We start from the raw sequence: 23,958 nt of genomic DNA, 5'->3' as shown, positions 1-23,958 counted from the left end.
CCGGTAATCGGCGTTCTCACAGCCACAGGCCCCGGTGGCATGCGCTCTGACTGTTCGGCAGATCGTCACCGTTAAAAAAAAACACGGCCCCTTTCGGGGCCGTGTCTGTACTTCATCGCATCAACCGCGATCAGAACTTCTGCTGGTACTTCATGTACATGAAACGGCCGATGTCGTACTGACCGTGGTAGGACACGTTGGCGCTGGGCTGGCTGTAGAACTGCGGGCCTTGGCGGTCGAACACGTTGTTCGCACCGATCGCAATGGTCGCATTCCACGGGGCGCTCCAACGGAGCTCCAGGTCGTTGAACGTGATCGAACCCATCTCGTTGATCGCACGCGTCTGTGCCGGGTTGGCGGCGACGAACGTCGGATCCGTGCACTCGTCCGGGAACAACGCGGCCGAGAGGCAGCTTTCCTTCTGCGACGAGTAGTAACGCGCACCCCAGGTGGCACCGAAGCTGCCCATGTTCCAGGTCACGTTCGCGTTGGAGCGGATGCGGTGCGTGCCCGTGAAGCCGGGCGAGGTGGCGTAACCCACCAGCTGCTGCGGCAGCGTGGTCGGGCTGGTGTCGGTCTTGATTTCATCCTTGCTGGTGTAGGTGGTCTGCCAGTTCAGGTTGAAGGTACCGAAACCTTCCGTCGCCAGACGATAGCTCAGGTCCAGATCGAAGCCTTCGGTTTCGCGGAAACCGGCGTTGATGCTGGTGAAGGTCAGGCTGTTGACGAAGCCCAGCGTCGCGTCACGCGTGAAGTCCGTGCAGCGCGCGGCCACGCCCAGGATGTAGCAGTCGTTGAGCATCTGGGTGGGGCTGTCGGCCACGATCGTGTCGTCGATGCGGATGTTCCACCAGTCCAGGCTGATGTTCAGGCCTTCTGCGAAGCCCGGGCTCCACACCACGCCAAAGGTCTTCGATTCCGAGGTTTCCGGAATCAGGTTCTCGTTGGAGCCGGAGAAGAACGCCACCGGCGTCTGCGCATTGCCCGACGACACGGGCGTCAGGCCCTGGCCCAGCTGGCGGTACGTGTTGGCGAGGGCGCCCATCGCGGCCACGCAGTTCGCACGCGTGGTCGTGTTGGTCCGCGAGCTGCCGAAGTTGGTGTCGCAGGGATCGGTGAAGAACGAGAACGTCTGCGAACCACCGCCGTACAGGTCGGCGATCGTCGGGGCGCGGAAGCCCTCGGCGTAGGTGCCGCGGAACAGCAGCGAGTCGATCGGCTTCCACTTGAAACCGAACTTGCTGTTCAGCGTGTCGCCGAAGGTGTCGTAGTCCGAGTAACGCGTAGCGATATTGAAGCTCAGCTCCTGCGCGCCCGGGAGGTCCGACAGCAGCGGGATCGCCAACTCGGCGTAGATTTCATCGACCTTGTAGCTGCCGTCCGTCGGACCGGCCGACAGGGTGGTCGAGTTGCCGGTGACCGCCATGGCGTCGGGGATGAACTCGCCCGATTCCTTGCGGCTTTCCACGCCGACCGCGAAGCCCAGGTCGCCGCCCGGCAGGGCGAACAGCGAGCCTGCGATGTTGGCGGTGAAGACTTCGGTCTCGGTCTCACCCGAGGAGTTCAGCGTCTGGAACAGGAAGTCGATCAGTGCCTGGTTGCCGGTCAGGCCGCCATCACCCACGCGACCGTAGGGGATGAACGGATTCCACGGCACGCAGCTGGCCAGCGGGATCGGGGCAGCGGCGGTACCGCACTGCACGACGCCCTGGGCGTTGAGGAAGGACGGACCCACGGCCTGACCGACGCGTGCGACGTTCAGGTTGCCGTAGTTCTCCTGGGTGACCTTGTTGTTGTTGTACAGGTAGCCGACATCCCAGTCGAAGATGCGATCGCCGACGTCGAAGCTGCCTTCCAGACCACCCGAGAAACGCCAGTTGGTCGTGGTCGGGCGATCGACGCGCGGGATTTCCCACGTACGACGCCAGTAGTTGACGGCCTGCGGCGTGGCGTAGCCGTGGTGCGTGCCGACCGGGTTGTAGTAGCTGTTGATCGCCATGGTGGTGCCGGCGAACGCGCCGCTCTGGAACGGATAGCCGGCAACCTGGCGCTCGGCATCGCGCTGGCTGTACATCATGTTGCCGCGGAAGCGCACCGAGTCGTTGATGTCGAAGATGCCGTCGACGAACAGCGAACGGCTCTCCAGCGGGGTCCGCAGGTGCGTCTGCAGGTTGGTGTTGCTCTTGTCGACCGTCGAACCGTTCGGATCGGCGGCGGTGCTGCCGGTGTTGGTGTTGAGCGCGTGGAAGTTGTTGATGTTGCGCCAGTCGGCGCCGGTGTTCAGCACGCGGTTGCCGCCAGCGGCGGCCGGCAGATTGATCACGCCCCACTGGCTGACCGTGGTCCAGTTGCGGGTCGGATGCCACTGGCCGTGCGGGTACGCGGAGTACTCGCGATCGGCGGACATCACTTCCTCTTCCTTGCGGTACTCGACAGCAGCCGTCAGCGAGCCGCGGTCGCCGGTGAAGCCCATGACGAAGTCGGCACGGGTGGTTTCGCCGTCACCTTCGCTGTACTGACCGTAGTAGGTCTGAGCGGTGGCGCCTTCGAAGTTCGAGCGGGTGATGATGTTCACCACGCCGGCGATGGCGTCGGAACCGTAGATCGACGAGGCGCCGTCCTTCAGTACTTCGATGCGCTCGACCGCGGCGGTCGGGATCAGCGAGATGTCCTGCAGGCCGCTGGTGCTGATGCCCAGACGCTTGCCGTTGACGAGGATCAGGGTGCGGGTGGCACCCAGGTTACGCATGCTGATGAACTGGCCACCGACGTTCTCACCGGCCGACAGCGGCTGAGCGCGGCTGATGGCGGGTGCACCGACGGCGGAGATGTTCTGCAGGATGTCGGCGACCGACTGGAAGCCCTGCTTTTCGATGTCCGCGCGGCTGATGGTCAGCACGGGAGCGGCGTTCTCGACGTCGACCTGGCGGATGCGCGAGCCGGTGACTTCAATACGGTCCAAGGTGGTGGTTTCAGTCGTGCCGGACTCTTGCGCGAACACCGTACCGGTGCCCACCGCCGACACTGCGCCTACCGCGAGCGCGAACGAGATCGCGTCACGGAGCTTCGTGGTTTTGCAGTTCATTCTCTCTCTCTCCCGTAAGGGGGTATACCAAGGTGTCCCTCGAGGCGGTCAAAAAGGGCGACCACGAAACGAGGGGGTGACCGGATACTAGTCGGCTTTTAACAAGAATTAAACCCGCGTGAAGACCGAAGGGAGCTGGATGTAAGTCGAGTTACGTAATTGTGATGTTGCGCACGCGACGCCTGATCGCGCGCATTCGAAAGCGCGATGCCGATGATGTTTTTTGACTGAGACGAAGCTGCGCGATTGTCGCGACGCGGCAATGCGGGAGCGTATTGCAAGCAGGGAGCAGTGGAGACCTAGAGGTCCTGCTCGTACCGCACGTAAGGCACGGTGCCTTCGTCGGCGTTCTCGTTGGTCAACGAGAAGGGGTTCTTGCCACGGGTGATGACGTTCTCGGCGCCGACGGTGAGCTGTCCGCTCCACGGAGTGCGCCAGGTAAGACCCAGGCCCAGGCCTTCGAACTTGCCGGGCTGGCCGGGTACGTCGATGACGCGTCCGATGATGTTGGCGCTGAAAGGACCGTAGCCGCCACCGACGGACAGACTGCGGCTGTTCCAGCGGTCGGCGAGCGCGGGCAGGTCCGAAGCGGGTATCAAGGTAGCCTTCGCCACCGCGCCGCCGATCGATACGAAACCTTCGCGCCCGATGTTCTTCTGGCCGAACACGGTCAAGTCGTTCTGCTCAACGCGACCGGTGCCACGGCCGGACGACAGCCAAGCAGGCAGCGTGTCGCGGCCCGTACCGGCGGAGAGCCCGAGCTTGCCACCCGGGCGGCTCAGGACGGCAGACGCGCTGACACGCTGACTGGTCGTAGCGTCATCGTCGTCGCCGAGCGTCGCGAGCATGCAGTGGCTGGCCAGATTGCCTATGTTGCCAACCACGCCGGCCTTGCGGTTGCAGACCAGGCCCAGTTCGTCGCCGCTTTCAAGCCCGAAGGCGGTGGTGAGGGAGTTGCGGCCCAGGCGCCAGCGGGCGCCGGCTTCAGCTTGGCCGGTGGGTTCGAGCAGTAGTACTGCCTCGACCTTGCCGTCGTTGTTCCATATCGGCAGGGCAGTGGGACGGGGGTCCGAGGCAGGCTTGCGTGTGGCCTTCTGCGCATGCGCGTCCATCGCCGCGCCGGAGGCGAGCAACAGGGCAAGCGACAGTGAAAGGCTACGCAGATTCATGGCTCGCTTCAGACTCCTGGGTCTACCCGGAGTTCCCCTCCCGAAGGGGAACCGATGCTATGCCGTTTATGTTTCTTTAACAAGTCCCCGTGGCGGCCAACCGACCGCCGGATCACTGCAGGCGGCTGGGCGCGTCTACCTCGACCCTGAGCTGGCTGAAAAGTTCCGCGATCTGCACGGGGGAGAACCGGTACTCCTGCCCACAGAACTCGCAACGGACTTCAGCCACCCCGTCGGCCAGCGCGGCCGTCGCCTCTTCCTCTCCCAGCGACTGAAGCATGCTCTCGACCCGCTCACGTGAACAAGAGCAGCCGAAGCGAACTGGGCGCTGGGTCAGGATTTGCAGCGACTCTTCGTGGAACAGGCGGTGCAGGAGGTCGAGGATGCCAGTGGCCAGCAGTTCCGTTTCGCCCAGGGTGTCGAACAGTGCACCGGCGCGGTTCCAGCCGTCGTCATCGCCCTCGTCCCCCGGGAGCTTCTGGAGCATCAGGCCGCAGGCCCGGTCGCCGTCCGCTGCCAGCAGCAGGCGAGTAGGTAGTTGCTCGGACTGGCGGAAGTAGTCCTCGAACGCCTCCGCCAGGCGGCTGGCTTCCAGGCCGACCAGGCTCTGGTACCGCTGCGGCTCGCGCGGGTCCAGGCCCGGGTTCTCGATGGTGATGGCCAGCAGGGCGCCGTCGCCCAGGTCGCGCAGGTCGCGCGGCGCGTCCTGGTCCGGGGCTACCTGCGCGATGCCGCGAACGGTGCCCGCCGCCGTGCACTCGGCGAACAGGCTGCGCAGGCCTCCCTGGCTGCGTAACTGGATCGACAGGCGGCCGTCCACCTTGGTGTGGCCGGTGAACAGCACGGCTGCCACGCTCGCTTCCCCCAGCAGTTCGCGTGCTGCCGGCGGATACTCGGCGCGGCCCGCCACTGTCTGCCACGCGTCCTCCAGCCGTACGGCCACGCCGCGGACACCGGCGGCGGGAAGCAGGAAGCGGGTCAGGGCGTCGATGGTGGGGGCGGCAGTCATGGAAATCCGGGCAGGGAATGCGGGGTGGGCTGACGTCTCGGCATAATGCCGATGATCCGACAGTCCTGGGGGAAACATCACGATGGGGACGACCCATACCATCCGCAAGCTCCGGCAGGTCCGATGAGCGCAGTGCCGGTCGCAAAGGCGTCACGGGGACGCCGCTGGTTCCGCTGGTTGCTCGCACTGCCTTTCCTGTTCGCGGCGGCCAGTGTCTTGCAGGTGGTCGTGCTGCGTTTCGTGGATCCGCCGTTTACGGCCTTCATGGCGGCGCGCGTGGTCGAGGCGTGGGGGAAGGGCGAGTTCGGCTTCCGGGTGGCTTATGAGTGGCGTGACCTGGACCGCATGGCGGCGAGCCTGCCGCTGTCGATGGTCGCCGCGGAGGACCAGAACTTCGCGAGCCATCATGGGTTCGACCTGGGCGCGATCGAGAAGGCGCGCGTGCACAACCGCAAGATGGTCGAGCGCGCCGAGAAGCGCGGCCGGCCGGTGACGCGTCTTCGCGGTGCCAGCACCATCAGCCAGCAGGTCGCGAAGAACCTGTTCCTCTGGCAGGGCAGCAACCGCGTCACGCGCTGGGCGCGCAAGGGGCTGGAGGCCTGGTACACCGTGCTGATCGAGGCGTTGTGGCCGAAGACGCGCATTCTGGAGGTCTACGCCAACGTCGCAGAATTCGGTGACGGCGTGTACGGCGGGCAGGCGGCGGCGCGGCGCTACTGGGGCAAGGACGCGTCCGGCCTGACCGCGAACGAGAGCGCACGCCTGGCCGCGGTGCTGCCGTCGCCGCGCCGCTATAGCGCCCATCGCCCGGGACCCTACGTGCAGCGCCGCGCCGCGGGCATCCAGCGGCAGGTACGGCAGATCGGCGGCACCGCGTATCTCGAGGCACTGCAATGAGCCACCAAGGCATCTGGCAGGTCACCGTCGTGGTGGCAGCCTACAACGAGGCGCAAGCGCTGCCGCTGCTGCATCCGCGCGTCATGGCCGCGCTGGATGCGCTCGAAGGCGTCCACGGCCGCGTGCTGTACGTCGACGACGGCAGCCTCGATGCCACGTGGCCGGTGATGCGCTCGCTGGCGGCGGACGATCCGCGCGTGTCGGTGCTGCGGCTCTCGCGCAACTTCGGCAAGGAAGCGGCGCTGACCGCAGGCCTGGACCATGTCGATACCGGCGCGGCGTTGATCCTGGATGCCGACGGCCAGGATCCGCCGGAACTGATCGGTGCATTCGTGCGCGAATGGCAGGCGGGCTACGATAATGTCCACGGCACGCGCGTCGAACGCGATGGCGAAGGCTGGCTGAAGCGCGCTACGGCGCACGCGTTCTACCGCGTGATCGGCCGCCTGTCGAAGACGCCGATCCCCGCCGACACCGGCGACTTCCGCCTGCTGTCGCCGCGCGCGCTGGCGGCGTTGCGCGGGTTGCGCGAGCGGCACCGTTTCATGAAGGGCCTGTTCGGCTGGGTGGGATTCAACCAGAAGGCGGTGCCTTACCACCGCGAAGCGCGGGTGGCGGGCAGCAGCAGTTTCGGGTTCTGGAAACTCTGGAACTTCGCGCTCGAGGGCATCACCAGCTTCACCACCGCGCCCTTGCGTGTGGCGACCTATCTGGGGGTGTTGACCGCGTTGCTGGCCTTCTCGTTCGCCATCTACATCGTCGGCAAGGCGCTGCTGTTCGGCGATCCGGTGGCGGGCTGGCCGACGATGATGACGGTGATCCTGTTCCTCGGCGGCGTGCAACTGGTGGCATTGGGCCTGATCGGCGAATACCTCGGGCGCCTGTACGAGGAATCCAAGCAGCGGCCGCTCTACCTGGTGGACGCATGGCAACCCGCGTCGGCAGGAGTATCCTTGGCCGGACCAGATCGACCCGCTCCCCACCCAGGAGATCGCCATGCGCACGGTTCGTCAGTTGCTGGGGGCCAAGACCCCTGAAGTCTTCGCGGTGTCGCCCGATGCCTCGGTGCTCGATGCCATCAGACTGATGGCGGAGAAAGGCGTCGGCGCGGTGCTCGCGATGCAGGGGCCGCGACTGTGCGGCATCGTGTCCGAGCGCGATTACGCACGCAAGGTCGTGTTGCAGGGCCGCTCTTCATCCAACACGCCGGTGCGCGACATCATGACGTCGAAGGTGGTGACCGTGCGCCCGGACGACAGCGTCGACCATTGCATGCAGGTCGTCACCGAGCATCGCATCCGTCACCTGCCGGTGGCCGACGGCGAGGCCATCGTCGGCGTCATTTCCATCGGCGATCTGGTCAAGGCGGTCATCGAGGACCAGAAGGTCGAACTGGACCAGCTGCAGCGCTACATCGCCAGCTGAGCCTCACTTCGCGTACTGCCCGCCGCAGGCGCTGTCCTCGCCGGGACCGACCTCGATCGTGGCCAGCAGGGCGGCCGGCGGCGTGACGGTGCCCAGCGCCACGGCCACCGCGCCACGCAGACCCAGCCGTTTGAAGTCGGGACGGAACGAGGGATCCTTGAACGTGCCGCCAACCACCAGCGGCGATCGCAAGGCCAGGATGCTGCGGTCCTTCGGGCGCGGCCGCATCTCCAGGTCCAGCGTTTCCTCCTTCAGGCTGATCTGGCCCTTGCCGACGATGATCGTGTCGGCTGTGTCGAAGGCGAGGGTGCGCGTCTGCATCACGCCGTCCTTCACCGCGAAGTCGCCGAACGCGCAGCGTACGGGCACGGTCTTGTCCTTGGTGATGAGGAACTTCAGCGCTTCGGCGATATCCAGGCCCGCGAGCTCCATCAGCAGGTTGCTGATCTGGCCACGGCCCATGCCCACGGCGATGTCGCCGTCCGCCGTGCCCAGGATACCGGCGATCGAATTGCCGGTGCCAGCGATCGCCATGTCGCCGCCGATGCGGCCGATCGCGCTCTTCGTCAGTTCGGCCTGCGGGAACAACTCGCCCAGGTCCAGCCTGCGGATGGCGATCTTTGCGTCCGTGCGGATGGTGTCGCTGCGCGCGTCCATGCGGATCTGCGAACGGATGTCGCCCTGCGCGACGCCGAAGTTCAGCGGTTCCAGGCGCAACAGGCCGGCATCCAGCAGCAGGTGCGCATCCATGTCGTCGATCGGGAGACTCGGCGCATTGATGCGGTGCGCCTTCCAGCGTACGTCCGCGTCCATCGCGCGCAGCTTGGTGAGGTCGTAGGGCGTATCCGGCAGCAGGCGCGCGTCCGCCGCCAACGCCGCCGCCTCGGCGCGCTGCTCGGCATTGCTGGCCTCGTCGCCTCCCGTTTGTGGCGGAGCGCCGACGAAGCCGGCGAGGTCGTCGAAGTCGAGCCGCTTCGAGACGAGGTTCGCCTTCAGCAGCGGCCGTTCGCGGCCGACGGTGACCGCGGCCGATCCGCCGAGGTCGCTGTCGCCCACCACACCGGCGAAGTCGTCGTAGTGCCAGGTGTTGCCATCGCGGGTGAAGCGGCCATCGAGCTTGTATGGCGGCGTCGGCGGCGTGGCGACACCGATCAGCGGGAACAGGTCTTCCAGGTTCTGCCCGGCCAGCATCAGCTTCAGATCGAAGTCGCGCAGGCGGAACGGATCGAGCAGGGTGCCGCGTGCGTGGGCACGGGTCGGTCCAGCCGTGGCGCGCAGATCGATGCGGTAGGGCTTGTCGGTGTCGCGCAACGCGAGCGGCGACGCGACCTGGCCGGCCAGGGTGAAGCGGTTGCCGGCCCAGCGGCCCTTGCCCTCCACGTTGACGGCCGATGCTTCGTCCGGTGTGGACGCCTTGACGCTGTCCAGCGCGATGTCGACATCGGTCTTCGTCTTCGGATCGAGGAACAGCAGGCGGCCGTCGTCGATCCACAGGTCGCGGAAGGTCGTCCGGCTTTCGCCGCTGGTATCGCCGAACACCCAGTTGCCGGTGCCGTCGGGTCCGGTTTCCAACCTCAGTTGCGGCTTGGTCAGATGGATGCGGGGGATACGGGTCTCGCGCTTGAAGACCAGCGGGAACACTTCCACGCTGAGCTCGGCGCGGTCGGCCGCGGCCATCGTCGGCACCTTGGACCACGTGGCGTTGCCGAACGTGAGTGCATCCGCGCGCGCGGTGGTCACGCGGCCGAGATCGACGTCCAGATCGCCCGCGATATGGAAGCTGCGCCCGGTCTGCCGCTCTACGACCCACTCGATCGGCCGGCGCAACCAGTTCCATTCGAACAGGATCGCCACCACCACGATGACCGCCGCCAGCACGCCCAGGACGATCGCACCGGTGCGCGAGAGCGGGCGCAGAGCGAAGCGACGACGTGGGGAGCGTGCAGCGTTCATGGCCCCATGGTTGGGGACCGCGTGTTCACGTACCGCGAAACGCGGCGTGCTGGTTCATGTGCGGGACACGAACGTCGATGCGTGGTTCACGCCAGACGGGGCAACAACACCTGCTGGGTGACGGCGACGAAATGACAAACGCTGCCGCCGATGACGAACAGGTGCCAGATCGCATGCGAATAGCGGATCGATTCGCGGTGGTAGAAGAAGGTGCCCAGCGTGTAGAACAGGCCGCCGGCCAGCAGCCAGCCCAGCGTCCACGGATCCACCGAGGTCAGCAGCGGCTTGATCGCCACGACCACCAGCCACCCCATCGCGATGTAGATCAGCGTCGACAGCAGCTTGAAGCGCCCGGTGTAGAACAGTTTGAAGATCACGCCGGCGATGGCGATCGTCCAGATCGCGATGAACAGTCCCCAGCCCCAGGGCCCACGCAGGCCGATCAGGGTGAACGGCGTATAGGTGCCGGCGATCAGCAGGTAGATCGCGCAGTGGTCGAAGACCTTCAACCGGCCCTTGGCCACAGGGTGCTGGATGGCGTGGTACAGCGTGGACGCTGTGTACAGCAGCAGCAGGGTGACGCCGAACACGATCGACGCGCCGAGTTGCCAGCCGTCGCCGTGGACCGCGGCCAGGGTGATCAGCACCGCCCCGCCGGCCAGCGCGAGGACGGCGCCCAGACCGTGCGTCAGCGCGCTGGCGATCTCGTCCCGCAGGTCGACCAGATGATCGGCCCGCTTGCGCGCGCGCAGGGTCTGGAAGGAGGTCGGTTCGCTCATGACGTCACGTTACCGCAATGCAGCACGGCTTGCATGGGCCGACCATCGACGGGGCGATGGTCGGCCGACGCGCGCGCGTTCAGCCCAGGTCGACGCTGTGCGCGTGTTCGCGCGTGGCGAGGAACTGCACGTCCGGCGCGCGTTCCTGCGCCAGTTGCAGGTTCACCCGCGTCGGGGCGAGGTAGACCAGCTGCCCGGCGGCGTCCAGCGCCAGGTTCATCGCGTTCTTGTCGCGGAACTCTTCCAGCTTCTTGGCGTTGTCGCAGCGGATCCAGCGCGCGGTGGCCACGCTGACGTTCTCGAACGACGCGTCCACGCCGTACTCGTCCTTCAGGCGGTAGGCGACCACGTCGAACTGCAGCACGCCGACCGCGCCGAGGATCAGGTCGTTGCTCATCAGCGGCCGGAAGAACTGGGTGGCGCCTTCCTCGGACAGCTGCGCCAGGCCCTTCTGCAACTGCTTGAGCTTGAGCGGGTCGCGCAGGCGCGCGCGGCGGAACAGCTCAGGCGCGAAGTTCGGGATGCCGGTGAACGACAGCGCCTCGCCCTCGGTGAAGGTGTCGCCGATCGAGATGGTGCCGTGGTTGTGGATGCCGATCACGTCGCCGGGGAACGCTTCGGCGGCGATCTCGCGGTCGCTGGCCATGAAGGTCAGCGCGTTGGCCAGCTTCATCTCCTTGCCGCTACGCACGTGGAAGGTCTTCATGCCCGCTTCGAAACGGCCCGAGCACACGCGCATGAACGCCACGCGGTCGCGGTGCTGCGGATCCATGTTGGCCTGGATCTTGAAGACGAAGCCGGTCAGCTTGTTCTCGTCCGGCTGCACCTTGCGGCCGGTGGTCTCGCGCGCCTGCGGCGACGGCGCATGCTCGACGAAGAAGTCCAGCAGCGGCTGCACGCCGAAGTTGTTGACGCCCGAGCCGAAGAACACCGGCGTCTGCTTGCCGTCCAGGTAGGCCCGCTTGTCGAACGGATGGCTGGCGCCCTGCACCAGTTCCAGTTCGTCGCGCAGCTGGGCCAGCATTTCCTCGCCGATCTTTTCCGCCAGCCCGGGGGCATCCAGCGAGGGGAAGATCGTCGAGTCCTGACGGGTGAAGTTGCGGCCGGGTTCGTACAGGTGCACTTCGCCCGTCAGCAGGTGCACCACGCCCTTCAGGCGCTGGCCCATGCCGATCGGCCAGGTCACCGGCGCGCACTGGATGCCCAGCACGCTCTCGACTTCATCCAGCAGGTCGATCGGATCCTTGCCCTCGCGGTCCAGCTTGTTGATGAAGGTCATGATGGGCGTGTCGCGCAGGCGGCAGACTTCCATCAGCTTGATCGTGCGTTCCTCGACGCCCTTGGCCACGTCGATGACCATCAGCGCGCTGTCCACCGCGGTGAGCACGCGGTAGGTGTCTTCGCCGAAGTCGGCGTGGCCCGGCGTGTCGAGCAGGTTGACGATCTTGCCTTCGTAGGGGAACTGCATCACCGACGAGGTGACCGAGATACCGCGCTCTTTTTCCAGCGCCATCCAGTCGGACGTCGCATGGCGCGCGGCCTTGCGGCCCTTCACCGAGCCGGCCATCTGGATGGCGCCGCCGAACAGCAGCAGCTTTTCCGTCAGCGTGGTCTTGCCGGCGTCGGGGTGGGAAATGATGGCGAAGGTGCGGCGGCGCGTGGCTTCGTTGGCCACGGCGCTGGTCGGATTGGACATGGGGCGGGCGCCCGGGCGGGCGCTGAAGGAGCGGGAAGGCGGCGATTATACCGGCCGCGACGGGGCCGGGCCCCGCCGGCTCAGCGGCCCGACGGGAACTGCAGCTGGCCCAGCGGGCCGAACATGCGGAACGCCACCGATTCCAGCCGCATGCCGCGATTGGCCTGCACCACGAAGTGCAGGTGCGGCGCGGTCGAAAAGCCGGTATTGCCCGACAGGCCGATGTACTGGCCCTTGCTGACGTACTGGCCGACGCGCACCTGCACGCCCTCGGCCTTCAGGTGCGCATACAGGGCCATGGTGCCGTCGCTGTGCAGGATGCGGATGAAGTTGGCGCGGCCGCCGTACTTCTCGCGGTTCAGCCCGGCCTTGTCGAAGTCCGACTCGACCTGCATCACCAGGCCTTCGCGCGCCGCCACGATCCGCGTACCTTCGGGGACGGCGAAATCGACGGCGTGAAGGTTCTGCGCATCACTGTGGCTGAAGCGCCCGCCTGGCCCCTGGTCCACGCGCACGCGGCCGTAGTCGAACGGCAGGCGGTACTCGTAATCCTGTGGCCGGCTGGCAGGATCGCCCGGCATGCCGTCCAGGGTCAGTTCGAAATCGCCTCCCCGCAACGGGTCGGTCACGTTGATGTCGGCGACCAGCACGCTGCTGCGCGCGGGGACCACGGCGCGGGCAGGCAGGGCGGGGGCACTGCGGACGTCGCGCTGGCGGCGGAAGCCGAGCTGCACCTCCACCGGCCCATGCATCAGGTTGTCGGCCCAGGCCTGGTAGCGCAGGCCCTGTTTTTCCAGCCGCAGCCGCACCAGCGCGCTGGGCGGATTGCGGAAGCGCATGACGTCCACGCCGCTGCCGGCCAGTTGCTCGGGCGGAGGCGGCTGGTCGCCGTACTGCGTGTAGCCCTGCTTGTCCTTCCAGCGATAGAGGCGGGCCGCGCCCGCATCGCCGATGCTGCCGACCAGCACGGCGACGCCGCAGGCCAGGGCCAGCAGGCGCGCGTTCACCGCGGACAATCGCCTTGCAGGTCGAGCGCACGGGCGATGTCGCGCAGGTCGAATGCCGCCAGCGATTCATCGTTGTGCAGCGCGAACAGCGCGCCGGAAGGGAAGCGCTTGGTCGGCATCGCGTAGACCGTCTCGCCGTCGGTATTGGAGGTCACTTTGCCCGAGAACACGCCGGCCGGTGCCAGCGTGGCGCGGTCGAACAGGCGGAAGCGGGTCGGTGTCAGCTGGTCCACCGCGATCCAGTAGCCGCTGTCCGCGCTGCACGACCACAGGGCGATGCCTTCGGCATCGGCGTCGAACGTGGGCAGGCTGTGTCCGTTGTAGGTGCCGGTCGCCAGGCGGTAATCGCGCAGCGTGGAGCCCACGCGACGGTCTTCCTCCGCGATCAGCAGGCGATCGTGTGCCGGATCGCCGGCGATGGACTCGACCATCCGCAGCGCGCCGGCGGCACCGGTGTCGCCGAACTGGCCCAGCAACCTCGCCTCCAGCTTGCCGCCGTCCTCGACGCGCACCTGGAACCGCTTCACGCGGCCATCCAGTTCAGCCATCGGGGGCAAGGTCATGGTGCGGAAGTCCGCCATGAAGCTGTCGGTGACGAACAGCTCCACTTCGCCCGGGGCGGTCTCGTGCGCCCACAGGCCGTACGGCGAGCGCAGCACGTCGGCGCCGAACGCGCCCAGCGGGGCGAATTCCGGCAGCCGGAACGCCTGCACGCGGTGGTTGTCGCGCTCGGCCACGAACAGCAGGTCGCCGAACACGGCGATGCCGTTGGGACGGTTGAACTGGCCCACTGCGCTGCCGGGGGTACCGACCGTGCGGAGCCGTTCGCCACTGTCGGCGTCGTAGACGGCCAGGTGATGGGTGGCCTTGGCCGTAGCGATCAGCCAGACCTGCCCACCTTCGGTCGGCCAGGCGACCAGCGAGTCCAGTTCGTCGCCTGCCACCGGCGCGGACACCCAGGTTTCGGCGATGACGGCATCGGCCGCGGTCTTCGGCGGCGGGGCGGGAGGCGTGGAGGTATGCAGCGGGGCGGTGGAACAGGCGGCCAGCAAGGCTGCGCACAGGCCACCCAGGAGGAGATTCCGGGTCATGTCATGAATTATGCGGCATCCACCCGGTTGGCCGGCAGGGCGACCGGCGTCAAACTTCATCGCTTCATCCGAATAAAGCGATTGACAACGTTCCCCGGGGTGGGCAAAGTACGTCCACCATCGAGACCGGCAGAGGGACAGGCCCGAAGAAGCCGGGGCAGCCAGCGACGCGCAAGCGCCGTGGTGGTGCCAAATCCTGCGGGGACCTCAGCGTCTGCCGGAAGATGGTTCGTACCGTGTCCTCGGCACGGCGAACGCGAGCTCCGCGAAGCTCGGTGGTGCAGTCCCCGTCCCGTCAGGGACACCGCCACCGGATGCCGCCATGAGTTACGCCAGTCCCGCCCTGAACCGCCTGCCCGAGCCGTCGTTGACCGAGGGTTTCCCGTTGTCGTCCACGCAGGACGACGGTCCGCGCGCGCTGCGCGGCGAGGTGGTGGTGGAACTGGCGATGCGCCACGCCGGCACCCGTGCGGTGACGCTGCGCTATGAGCTGCAGGGACCGGCGGGTGCGCCGGTGGTGTTCGTCGCCGGCGGTATCTCCGCGCATCGCCACCTGACCGCGAGCGACGTGTTTCCCGAAAGCGGCTGGTTGAACGAGCTGGTCGGCGCCGGTCGCGCACTGGACCCGGCGCAGCGCCAGTTGCTTGCGTTCGACTTCGTCGGTGCCGACGGCCGCCTCGACGCCCCCATCGACACCGCCGACCAGGCCGATGCCATCGCCAAACTGCTGTCGGCGCTGGGCATCGCGCGGCTGGAGGCCTTCGTCGGCTATTCGTATGGCGCGCTGGTCGGCCTGCAGTTCGCCGTGCGCCATGCCGAGCGGCTGAAGAAGCTGGTCGCGGTCAGTGGCGCCCACCGTGCGCATCCCTATGCCGCGGCCTGGCGCGCGCTGCAGCGCCGTGCGGTGACGCTCGGCCAGCTGCAGTGCGCCGATGCGCAGGGCCTGTCGCTGGCCCGCCAGTTCGCCATGCTCAGCTACCGTACGCCGGAGGAGTTCGGCGAGCGCTTCGACAGCGCGCCGGAGATCGTCAACGGCCGCGTGCGCGTGGCTGCCGAGGACTACCTGGACGCCGCCGGTGCGCAGTACGTCGCGCGCACGCCGGTCACCGCCTACGTGCGGCTGTCCGAATCCATCGACCTGCACCGTGTCGATCCCGCCGATGTCCGCGTGCCCACGCTGGTGGTCGCCGTGGAAGGCGATCGCCTGGTGCCGCTGTCCGATTCCGTCTCACTGGTCGAAGGCCTCGCCACGCTGGGCCAGCTGCGCGTGCTGCGCTCGCCCTACGGCCACGACGCCTTCCTGAAAGAAACCGACCGCATCGATTCCATCCTCACCTCGGCCCTGCGCGCCGCCGGAGACCTCGCATGAGCAGCTATATCCCCACCGACGCCGACGCGCCCTGTCGTCCCGCCACCGCCGCCGTGCGCGCCGGCATCGATCGCGACACCGCCTACGGCGCGGTGACGCCGCCAATCGTGCTGTCGTCGAACTTCAGCTTCGCCGGGTTCGCGCAGAAGCGCGAATATGACTACACCCGCAGCGGCAATCCCACGCGCGACCTGCTGGCTGAAGCATTGGCCGAATTGGAAGTCGGCGCCGGCGCCGTCATCACCGCCACCGGCATGGGCGCGATAACGCTGGTGCTGAACGCGCTGCTGGAGCCGGGCGACCGCCTGGTGGTGCCGCACGATGCGTACGGTGGCAGCTGGCGCCTGTTCAACGCGCTGGCGAAGAAGGGTCACTTCGAACTGATCACGGCCGACCTGACCGATCCGCGCTCGCTGGCCGATGCGCTGGCGCAGTCGCCGAAGCTGGTGCTGATCGAAACGCCGTCCAACCCGCTGCTGCGCATCACCGACCTGCGCTTCGTCATCGAGGCGGCGCACAAGGCTGGCGCACGCACCGTGGTGGACAACACCTTCCTGTCGCCGGCGCTGCAGACGCCGATCGCGTTCGGCGCCGACATCGTGCTGCATTCGACCACCAAGTACATCAACGGCCACAGCGACGTGGTCGGTGGTGCGGTGATCGCGCGCGATGCCGACACCCACCAGCAGCTGGTGTGGTGGGCGAACGCGCTGGGCCTGACCGGTTCGCCGTTCGACAGCTTCCTGACCCTGCGCGGCCTGCGCACGCTGGATGCGCGCCTGCGCGCGCACCAGGAGAACGCGAATGCCATCGCCGCACTGCTGGATGCGCATCCGGTGGTGTCGAAGGTCTATTTCCCGGGCCTGGCCTCGCATCCGGGCCACGCGCTGGCAGCGCGCCAGCAGAAGGGTTTCGGCGCCATGCTGAGCGTGGAGCTGGACGGTGGTGAAGAAGCGGTGCGCGCCTTCGTCGAAGGTCTGCGCTACTTCACCCTGGCCGAGTCGCTGGGCGGCGTGGAAAGCCTGGTCGCGCATCCGGCCACCATGACGCATGCGGCGATGACGCCGGAAGCGCGTGCGAAGGCCGGCATCACCGACGGCCTGCTGCGCCTGTCGGTCGGCATCGAGGCCACCGACGACCTGCTGGCCGACCTCACCGCCGCGCTGGCGCGCGCCGAGGCCGTGGCCGCGGAATCCAAACGCAAGCTCGCCGACGCATGAGCACCGTCGTCCGCCTGGCGACCACGCCGCGTACCGCGCCGAAGCTGGCGCTGCTGGGTACCGGCGTGGTGGGCAGCGCCTTCGTCGCGCGCTACCAGCGCCTGCAGGAACGCGACCTGCCCGTGCCCACGCTCGCCTGGCTCGCGAACTCGCGCGCGCTGCACGCCTGCGGGAATGCCGCGCAGCAGGCGCTGGACGACGCCAACCAGGCGTCGCCGCGCGACGGCGACCTGCCGCCCTGGGCGGAAGGCGAGGCGCTGCGGGCTGGCGATATCGTGGTCGATGCGACCGCGAGCGACAGCGTGGCCGACTGGCATGCGGAATGGCTGTCGCGCGGCGTGCACGTGGTGACGGCGAACAAGCTCGGCATCGGCGGTGCATTGCCGCGTGCGCAGGCGATCGGCCGCGCACGCGCGGATTCCGGCGCCCGCTACGGCGATGCAGCCACCGTCGGTGCAGGCCTGCCGCTGCTGCGCAGCCTGCGCGCGCTGGTGGCCGGTGGCGACCGCATCCACCGCGTCGAAGGCGTGCTGTCCGGCTCGCTGGCGTGGCTGTTCAACCACTACGACGGCATGCGCCCGTTCTCGGGCTTCGTGCGGCAGGCGCGCCAGGCCGGCTATACCGAACCGGATCCGCGCCTGGACCTGTCCGGCGAGGACGTGCGCCGCAAGCTGCTGATCCTCGCGCGTGCCGCCGGCTTGCCGCTGCAGGCGGAAGACGTGCGCGTCGACTCGCTGGTTCCGGCGGACCTTGCGGCGCTGTCGTTGCCCGCCTTCGACGCCGCGCTGCCGCACCTGGACGCGCTACTTGCGGCCCGCTTCAAGGAGGCCTACCGCAACGGCGCGCGGCTGCGCTTCCTCGGCCGCTTCGACCACGAGCGGGCCAGTGTCGGCCTGCAGGCGTTGCCGCTGGACCATCCGCTGTGCGGTGGAGGCGGCACCGACAACCGCGTGGCGATCTACAGCGACCGCTATCCGGAACAGCCGCTGGTCGTGCAGGGACCGGGCGCGGGGGCCGAGGTGACCGCCGCCGCGTTGCTGGACGACGTGCTGGCCATCGCCGCCGCCTGATGTCCGCCGATGGTGTCCGTGTCTGGGCGCCCGCCGCGTTGGCTTCGTTCGGACACGCCACCGACGGAGCCGTCCGATGCGCTTTGCTCTTCGTGTACGGACCGCGTTGCTGGCGGCTTGCGTGGTCGTGGTCGCCGCTTGCGGTGAGCGTGCTGCGCCTGTGCCCCCGAAGGCCGCGCTGACGGCCATCGCCCAGCAACCGCCGCTGCCCGGCCTGCGTATCCGTCCGCTGACCGATCGCACGTTCGAGCGCACCCAGGCGCGGCGCGAACGCGGGCGCTATCTCGCTGAAGGCATCCTGCAGTGCGCGCTGTGCCATTCCGACCGCGACTGGGGACAGCCGGGCGCGCCGCCGGTGCAGAGCCGCACGATGGCCGGCCATGTGTGGAAGGACGAGGGCGCGACACGGCTGGTCGCGCCGAACCTGACGTCCGACATCGAAACCGGCGTCGGCGGCTGGAGCGACGACATGCTGGCGCGTGCGATCCGCGAGGGCATCAGCCATGACGGGCGGCCGCTGCATCCGCAGATGTGGTACCCCTCGTTCTCGCAGCTGTCGGACGAAGACCTCGCCTCGGTCATCGTCTACCTGCGTTCGCTGCCGGCCATCCGCAATCCGCTGCCACGCACGCAGCTCTCCGAGGAGCAGGTGCAGCGCATCGTCGGTCGCCCCATGCCGATCACCGCGCCGGTGTCCGGCCCCGCCGACGACAGTCCGCTCGAGCGCGGGCGCTATCTGGCGGCGATCGGCGATTGCGGCGGGTGCCACACGCTGTGGGAAGCGAAGCGGCTGCCCGGTGCGTTCGCCGGGGGCAATGCCATCTCGCGCGATGGCAAGGACATCTACAGCACCAACCTCACCCCGCATGCCACCGGGATCGACTACGACGCGGACGCGTTCGTCCAGCTGATGCGCACGGGCAAGCAAGGGCTGACGCATCCGATGATGCCGTGGGCCGCCTTCCGCCATCTGACCGACGAGGATCTCCACGCACTGCATGCGTTCCTGCAGACCCGGCATCCCGTGGCGCACGCCATCAGCAACCTGGCACCACCGACGATGTGTGCCGTCTGCGGGCAGGCGCATGGCCTGGGCAACATCAACCAGCGGGTGAAGCCGAAGGGCGTCGCCGTGCCGGAGGCGACGCTGCGCGACTATGTCGGCACCTACCGTGTCGAACGCTACGACTGGACGCTGCGCATCACGCTCGCGCACGGTCGCCTGCACGCGGAGTCGGCGGACGAACCGCCCGCCGAACTCGTCCCGCTGGACGACACCCTGTTCGCCATGGAGGGCGGCCTGGGTCCGCTGCGCTTCCGCCGTGGTGCGGACGGCAGGGTGGATGCGGTCGTGTCGGAAGACGTCGATGATGTCGTGCTGGCCCGCCTCGACGCCACCACGTCTGCCCCGTGACGCCGGCGGTCAGGGCGCGCTGACCGCCTTCAGCAGTTCGGCGTTGAAGCGCGCCGGGTCCTCGACCTGCGGCGAATGGCCCAACTCGGCGAACTCCACGAGCGTCGCGCCTGGAATCGCGGCGGCCGCGCGCCTGCCCAGCGCCGGGTAATCGCCGAGCCGTTTCGCCACCTCCGGCGGCGCCAGATCCTTGCCGATGGCCGTGCGGTCCTTCAGGCCGACGAACAGCGTGGTCGGCGCCGCGATGCGGGGGAACTCGTACACGACGGGCTGGTTGAACACCATGTCCGACGTCAGCGCCTGGCTCCAGGCGACGGCCTTGCGTCCATCGCCAGCGTACATGCCGCCCAGCATCCGCACCCAGGGTTCGTACGCCGGCTTCCAGTCGCCGCTGTAGTACACGGTGCGCTGGTAGTCGCGGATGCTGTCGAAGGAGGTCTTCATTTCGCGCTCGTTCCAGGCATCGATGCTCCGCCACGGCACGCCCTCGGCCTTCCAGTCCTCCAGTCCGATCGGATTGACCAGTACCAACCGCTCGGTCGCCTCCGGATACTGCAGCGCATAGCGCGCGGCGAGCATGCCGCCCATGGAGTGGCCGACGATCACCGCGCGCTCGATGCCCAGCGTGTCGAGCAGGGCATGCGTGTTGGCGGCCAACTGTCCGAACGAATACTGGTAACCGGAAGGCTTGCTCGATTTGCAGAAGCCGACCTGGTCCGGCGCGATCACGCGGAAGCCGGCGGCAGTGAGTGCATCGATCGTGGATACCCAGGTCGCGGCGCAGAAGTTCTTGCCGTGCAGGAGCACGGCGGTGCGGCCGTTCGGTCGCTCGGGTGCGACGTCGAGATATGCCATCTCCAGCGACTGCGACTGCGACGCGAAGGCGAAGGTCTGTACCGGTCGCGGGTACTCGAAGCCTTCGAGGCGCGGCCCGTAGCGGGGCATGGGCTCGGCCTGCGCAACGGCATGGACGGCGAGCAGGGCGACCAGCGCGGAAGCGGGAATCTTCATGGGGGATCTCGGCGACGTGGCAGGCGAGCGTATCGCGGACACGTTGCAGGGATGTCAATCCGCGCGTGCGGACACGGATGCGGAGGGGGGCGTCGGGGCTGACGGATGATGCGGCCCGCGCAACACCAGATGGCCGCTGCGGACCAGTTCACCCGGATCGCGTCGCAGATGGTCCACATCCAGTGCGGGCAACGGCAACGGCGTGGCTTCGTAGAGCGCCCAGCCGTTGCGGCCATGCGCCTTCACCTCGTAGAGCGCGCGGTCGGCCAGGGAGACCAGCTGCTCCCAGCCGAGCAGGTCGGGCGCGGCGGGGAAGGGCGGATAGCCGATCAGTCCCAGCGATGCCGTCACCTGCAGGCGTGTGCCGGCCACGTCCACCGGTTCCGTGGAGATCGCCGTGCAGATGCGGCGTCCCAGCGCATGCAGCTCGTGGCGCGGCATCGGCCGGAACACCATCAGGAATTCCTCGCCGCCCCAACGGATCACGTAGTCGCCGTCGCGCGACAGCGTGCGCAGGCGATGCGCGACGGTCTGCAGCACGTGGTCGCCCGCCTGGTGCCCGTGGCCGTCGTTGATCGACTTGAAGTGGTCGATGTCGAGCAGGGCGAATGCGAGCACGTCCACGCCGGCGGCGAAGCCGGGCATGCGCTGGTAGTAGGCGATGTCGGCGGGCAGCTGGCGGGTCAGGTAGCGGCGGTTGTGCAGGCCGGTCAGCGGATCGGTCAGGCTGATCGCCTCCAGTTGCCGGTTGGCCTGCTGCAGGTCGCGCGTGCGCTGTTCCACCAGCCGCTCCAGCGCGACGCGACGGTTGTGGTGGCGGCGCAGCACCCACCGGTTGGACAGCAGCACCAGGATCGCCAACGCGAACGCCAGCAGCAGGTAGAACCACGGGCTCTCGTAGAAGTACGGCGCGATGGCGAATGCCTGGGTGGCGGCGGCGCGTCCGGAGACGCCGCTGTTGTTGGTGCCGAGCACCTCGAACACGTAGCGCCCGGCCGGCAGGTTGGTGTACGTGGCACTGCGCTGATGGGGATCGTCGAGCAGTTTCCACTCGTCGTCGTAGCCGCGCAGGCGATAGCGGATGTCGATATGGTCGGACGCCTGGAAGCTGAGCGTGGTGAACTCGAAGCGCAGGTCGCGCGCCGCGCTGGGCAGCGACCATTCCGTCGCGCGCTCGGCCGGCCGCCATTGGCCCTGCACCTGGACGCGTTCGACCACCGATTCGGGCAGGTAGTCGTTGGCCAGCGACTGGTCGGTGGCCATGACCACGACGCCATCGCGGGTCGGCAGCCACAGCGCGTTGTCGGCCAGGAAGCCACGGCTGTTGCCGGCGCCGTTGCAGCAGTCGCCCTTCTGGCCGCCATGACGATCGCCGCGCTCATTGAGCAGGGTCCGCGCGTTGACGCGCAGGGACGGATCGTCGGCGGCGTCGAGCAGGTCGGCCACCGGTACCCGGTAGATCCCGCGCAGGCCACCCGCCCAGAGGAAACCGCTGGCGTCCTCGGCGAAGAAGAACGGCGCGTTCGCCGGGACGCCGCGCGACTTGTCCAGCCGCGTCCAGCGATGGCCGTCGAACAGCAGCATCAGTTCTTCGGACAGCGCGCCGGCCAGCCACTGGCCGCCGGCCAGCTCGTGCAGGGAGACGATGTGCGGCGCATCCAGGCCCGTTCCGGTCAGGGGAAGCGCGACCAGATGCTCATCGACGAATTCGTAAAGGCCGCTCTGCGTGCCCACCAGCATCCGTCCGTCGCGCGTCTCCATCAGCACGCGCACGCGGATGTCGCGCAGGCCCTCCCGTTCGCCGTAGTGGCGCGCGTGTGCGTCGCCTTCCCGCCAACGGTAGAGGCCATTGCTGGTGGCGAACCACAGTCGTCCCTGGCGATCGCGGACGATGCCGTTCACCTGTGCGGCATCCAGCGCCGCCAGCATGCGCGGCCGTTGCACGCGGCCATCGCGGTACAGGGCGGCGCCGTCGCGCGTGCCGATCCAGGTCTGCCCGTTCTCGGGCAGCAGGCTGTACGCGGCGGGATGCGGCAGATCGCGTCCCGCGACCAGGGTGCGGAACCGGCCGCCGTCCAGCACGCTGACGCCGTCGTCGCTGCCGACCCACATGCGGCCGTCGGGCGCCTGCGCGATCGACCACAGCAAGGGCTGGTGCAGACCTTCGGCGCGGCTGTAGCGCCGCGTCCAGCCGTTCCAGGCGCGGCTGGCACCTTCGTTGTTGCTTCCTAGCCACAGGTTCGACTCGCGGTCTTCGTAGAACGCGCGGATCTCCGCGAGCGGTCCGTCCGCAGAGATCCGTTCCAGCAGGCGGCCGTTCTGCAGACGGTAGAGGGTGTCGCGGGTGCTTGCCCACAGGATGCCGTCGCGGTCCTCATGCAGCGCCTGCACGCCGCCGCTGACAGTGGCGACGTCGCGGTCGCGCTGCCAATGCTGGCCGTCGAGGACGAACAGGCCGGCATCGCAGCCGGCCCAGAGGCGGCCGTCGTGGCGCGCCAGCGAGGTGACCGTCGCCAGCGATGCACCGGCGGGCAGTTTCAGGACGCGTTCGCCCGTGCCGTCGAAGGCGTGCACGCGCCCGCGGCCACCGGCCCAGAGCGTGCCGTCGTCGTCGGCATGCAGTGCCAGCGCGCCGCCGTCGTCGATCGGATGCAGCGTCTGCAGGCGGTCGGCCACCACCATCATGACGCCGCGGTGGGTGGCCACCAGCAGGCGTCCGCGGACGTCGCGCGTCAGCGCCCGCACGTCGACGACGCCGGTGGCCTCGCCCGGGGCGAGCGGGATGGCCTTGATGCGGTTGCCGTCACGGACGGCCAGTCCCTGCGGGGTGCCGATCCACAGTCGGCCTTCGCGATCGGTGTGCAGGGCCTGGATCCAGGTGCTGGGCAGTTCCGGGGTGTTGTCGAGGTCGAAGTTGGTGAAGCGCACGCCGTCGAAGCGGCTCAGGCCAGCCTGCGTGCCGAACCAGAGGTAGCCGGGCCGGTCCTGGGCGATGGCGAGCACGCTCAGCTGGGGCAGGCCCTGTTCCAGGCTCCAGTGGTTGCGCACGTAGTGGTGGAACGACTTGGAGGGATCCAGCGCGTGCGCGGTCGGGCAAAGCGTCGCCATCCCGCCCAGCAGGGGCAGGCACCAGGTCGCCAGTCGGCGCCGCCAGGACGGCCGGCCGCGGCGGATCTTGTCCACGGACTGGGACAGGACGCGTCTCCGGTAAGTCGGTTTACCAAAGTACGGTATCGGCGCAGGTGCTCGTGCCTAAAGGGCGCCGGAGCCGGTGTCGTGCTGCTGTCGCGTCCCTGTCGTGGCGATCCGGCCGGTACGGAGGGAGGCTGGGACCGAACGTACACTGGCCGGGACAAGACCGACAACGATGGACATGAAACTGAACGCCGAACGGATCCGGACCCTGAGGGAACAGCGGGCCTGGTCGCAGGAACACTTGGCGACGGTCGCCGGGGTGAGCACGCGGACGCTGCAGCGGATCGAAGCGGGGGCGGCAGCATCCAAGGAGACCTGCCTCGCGCTGGCGGCGGCGTTGGAGGTGGCAATAGGGGAACTGGCCGGTGATGCGCCCCCGGATGGGGTCGGCGGCGGGCCGGCGACGGCTGGGGCAACGTCGAAACTGCCGTCGTGGCTGATGATGGGGCTGCTGTTGGTGCTGTTCGTGGTCTGGTTCGGCTACACGGTCGGCAAGGACGCCGCCCTGCGCGACAACCGTGCGGAAGCTGCATGCGAACAGGATGCTGTCGGCTGCCGCTGACGGATC

General features: G+C 68.1%; 18 protein-coding genes and 1 riboswitch. Of the genes, 8 read left to right on the top strand and 10 right to left on the bottom strand.

All coding sequences use genetic code 11. The annotated features are described in order from the left end of the window. Positions 1-130: 130 nt before the first annotated feature. The 3 genes from IB230_RS06800 to IB230_RS06790 all read right to left on the bottom strand — a co-directional run bounded on the left by IB230_RS06800 (position 131) and on the right by IB230_RS06790 (position 5,263). A complete protein-coding gene (locus tag IB230_RS06800; protein ID WP_192270276.1) occupies positions 131-3,085 on the bottom strand; it encodes a TonB-dependent receptor in 2,955 nt (984 codons plus the stop codon). Positions 3,086-3,384: 299 nt separating this feature from the next. Beyond that, complete coding sequence (locus IB230_RS06795) at positions 3,385-4,218, bottom strand: hypothetical protein (RefSeq protein ID WP_192271344.1); 834 nt, start codon at positions 4,216-4,218, stop codon at positions 3,385-3,387. 148 nt (positions 4,219-4,366) lie between these two features. Next, positions 4,367-5,263 carry an Hsp33 family molecular chaperone HslO gene (locus IB230_RS06790; protein WP_192270274.1) on the bottom strand — a complete coding sequence of 299 codons (897 nt, stop codon included), beginning with the start codon at positions 5,261-5,263 and terminating at the stop codon, positions 4,367-4,369. A 123-nt stretch (positions 5,264-5,386) separates the two neighbouring features. Here IB230_RS06790 and mtgA point away from each other — a divergent pair, with 123 nt between their 5' ends. From mtgA to IB230_RS06775, 3 genes are read left to right on the top strand one after another with little or no spacing between them, the layout of a single operon-like run. After that, complete coding sequence (gene mtgA, locus IB230_RS06785; protein ID WP_192270272.1) at positions 5,387-6,160, top strand: monofunctional biosynthetic peptidoglycan transglycosylase; 774 nt, start codon at positions 5,387-5,389, stop codon at positions 6,158-6,160. Continuing rightward, positions 6,157-7,197 carry a glycosyltransferase family 2 protein gene (locus IB230_RS06780; RefSeq protein WP_192270270.1) on the top strand — a complete coding sequence of 347 codons (1,041 nt, stop codon included), beginning with the start codon at positions 6,157-6,159 and terminating at the stop codon, positions 7,195-7,197. The genes mtgA and IB230_RS06780 overlap by 4 nt, the downstream gene beginning before the upstream one ends. After that, positions 7,157-7,585 (top strand): CBS domain-containing protein, encoded by a 429-nt coding sequence (locus IB230_RS06775; protein ID WP_192270268.1) that lies wholly within the window; start codon positions 7,157-7,159, stop codon positions 7,583-7,585. Before IB230_RS06780 ends, IB230_RS06775 begins: the two co-directional genes overlap by 41 nt. A 3-nt stretch (positions 7,586-7,588) precedes the next feature. Here the strand turns inward: IB230_RS06775 and IB230_RS06770 are convergent, their stop codons facing one another. The 5 genes from IB230_RS06770 to IB230_RS06750 all read right to left on the bottom strand — a co-directional run bounded on the left by IB230_RS06770 (position 7,589) and on the right by IB230_RS06750 (position 14,111). Further along, positions 7,589-9,538 (bottom strand): AsmA family protein, encoded by a 1,950-nt coding sequence (locus IB230_RS06770; RefSeq protein ID WP_192270266.1) that lies wholly within the window; start codon positions 9,536-9,538, stop codon positions 7,589-7,591. 86 nt (positions 9,539-9,624) lie between these two features. Beyond that, complete coding sequence (locus IB230_RS06765; protein WP_192270264.1) at positions 9,625-10,317, bottom strand: hemolysin III family protein; 693 nt, start codon at positions 10,315-10,317, stop codon at positions 9,625-9,627. Between the two features lie 79 nt (positions 10,318-10,396). After that, positions 10,397-12,013, bottom strand: a complete 1,617-nt coding sequence (locus tag IB230_RS06760; protein WP_192270262.1) for a peptide chain release factor 3 — start codon at positions 12,011-12,013, stop codon at positions 10,397-10,399. 80 nt (positions 12,014-12,093) lie between these two features. After that, entirely contained in the window at positions 12,094-13,020 is a 927-nt protein-coding gene (locus IB230_RS06755; protein WP_192270260.1) for a M23 family metallopeptidase, read from the bottom strand. Continuing rightward, complete coding sequence (locus tag IB230_RS06750) at positions 13,017-14,111, bottom strand: phytase (RefSeq protein WP_192270258.1); 1,095 nt, start codon at positions 14,109-14,111, stop codon at positions 13,017-13,019. The genes IB230_RS06755 and IB230_RS06750 overlap by 4 nt, the downstream gene beginning before the upstream one ends. Before the next feature lie 114 nt (positions 14,112-14,225). Continuing rightward, a riboswitch (SAM riboswitch) is annotated at positions 14,226-14,342 on the top strand. A gap of 91 nt (positions 14,343-14,433) precedes the next feature. On the opposite strand from IB230_RS06750, the gene IB230_RS06745 reads away from it, so the two are divergent. The 4 genes from IB230_RS06745 to IB230_RS06730 all read left to right on the top strand — a co-directional run bounded on the left by IB230_RS06745 (position 14,434) and on the right by IB230_RS06730 (position 19,184). Then, entirely contained in the window at positions 14,434-15,480 is a 1,047-nt protein-coding gene (locus IB230_RS06745) for a homoserine O-succinyltransferase (protein ID WP_192270256.1), read from the top strand. Next, positions 15,477-16,700: an O-succinylhomoserine (thiol)-lyase gene (locus IB230_RS06740; RefSeq protein ID WP_192270254.1), complete on the top strand. Its 1,224-nt coding sequence runs from the start codon at positions 15,477-15,479 to the stop codon at positions 16,698-16,700. The genes IB230_RS06745 and IB230_RS06740 overlap by 4 nt, the downstream gene beginning before the upstream one ends. Continuing rightward, on the top strand, positions 16,697-17,770 hold the full coding sequence (locus tag IB230_RS06735; protein WP_192270252.1) for a homoserine dehydrogenase: 1,074 nt from the start codon (positions 16,697-16,699) through the stop codon (positions 17,768-17,770). Before IB230_RS06740 ends, IB230_RS06735 begins: the two co-directional genes overlap by 4 nt. Before the next feature lie 76 nt (positions 17,771-17,846). After that, on the top strand, positions 17,847-19,184 hold the full coding sequence (locus IB230_RS06730; protein WP_192270250.1) for a DUF3471 domain-containing protein: 1,338 nt from the start codon (positions 17,847-17,849) through the stop codon (positions 19,182-19,184). A 9-nt stretch (positions 19,185-19,193) separates the two neighbouring features. Here IB230_RS06730 and IB230_RS06725 read toward each other — a convergent pair whose 3' ends face one another. Both IB230_RS06725 and IB230_RS06720 read right to left on the bottom strand, forming a co-directional pair. Continuing rightward, the gene (locus IB230_RS06725) at positions 19,194-20,129 is read right to left on the bottom strand and encodes an alpha/beta hydrolase (RefSeq protein ID WP_225589437.1); all 936 of its coding nucleotides are present in this window, start codon (positions 20,127-20,129) and stop codon (positions 19,194-19,196) included. Positions 20,130-20,249: 120 nt separating this feature from the next. Beyond that, on the bottom strand, positions 20,250-23,378 hold the full coding sequence (locus IB230_RS06720; protein ID WP_192270246.1) for a ligand-binding sensor domain-containing diguanylate cyclase: 3,129 nt from the start codon (positions 23,376-23,378) through the stop codon (positions 20,250-20,252). Between the two features lie 190 nt (positions 23,379-23,568). Between IB230_RS06720 and IB230_RS06715 the strand changes: the two genes are divergently transcribed. Next, positions 23,569-23,952, top strand: a complete 384-nt coding sequence (locus IB230_RS06715) for a helix-turn-helix transcriptional regulator (protein WP_225589228.1) — start codon at positions 23,569-23,571, stop codon at positions 23,950-23,952. Positions 23,953-23,958 lie beyond the last annotated feature (6 nt).

This window comes from Pseudoxanthomonas sp. PXM01 (assembly GCF_014851815.1).
Classification (GTDB): Bacteria; Pseudomonadota; Gammaproteobacteria; order Xanthomonadales; family Xanthomonadaceae; genus Pseudoxanthomonas_A.
The sequence above is the reverse complement of the archived record's forward strand: the minus strand, read 5'-3'. Positions and strand labels throughout refer to the sequence as shown.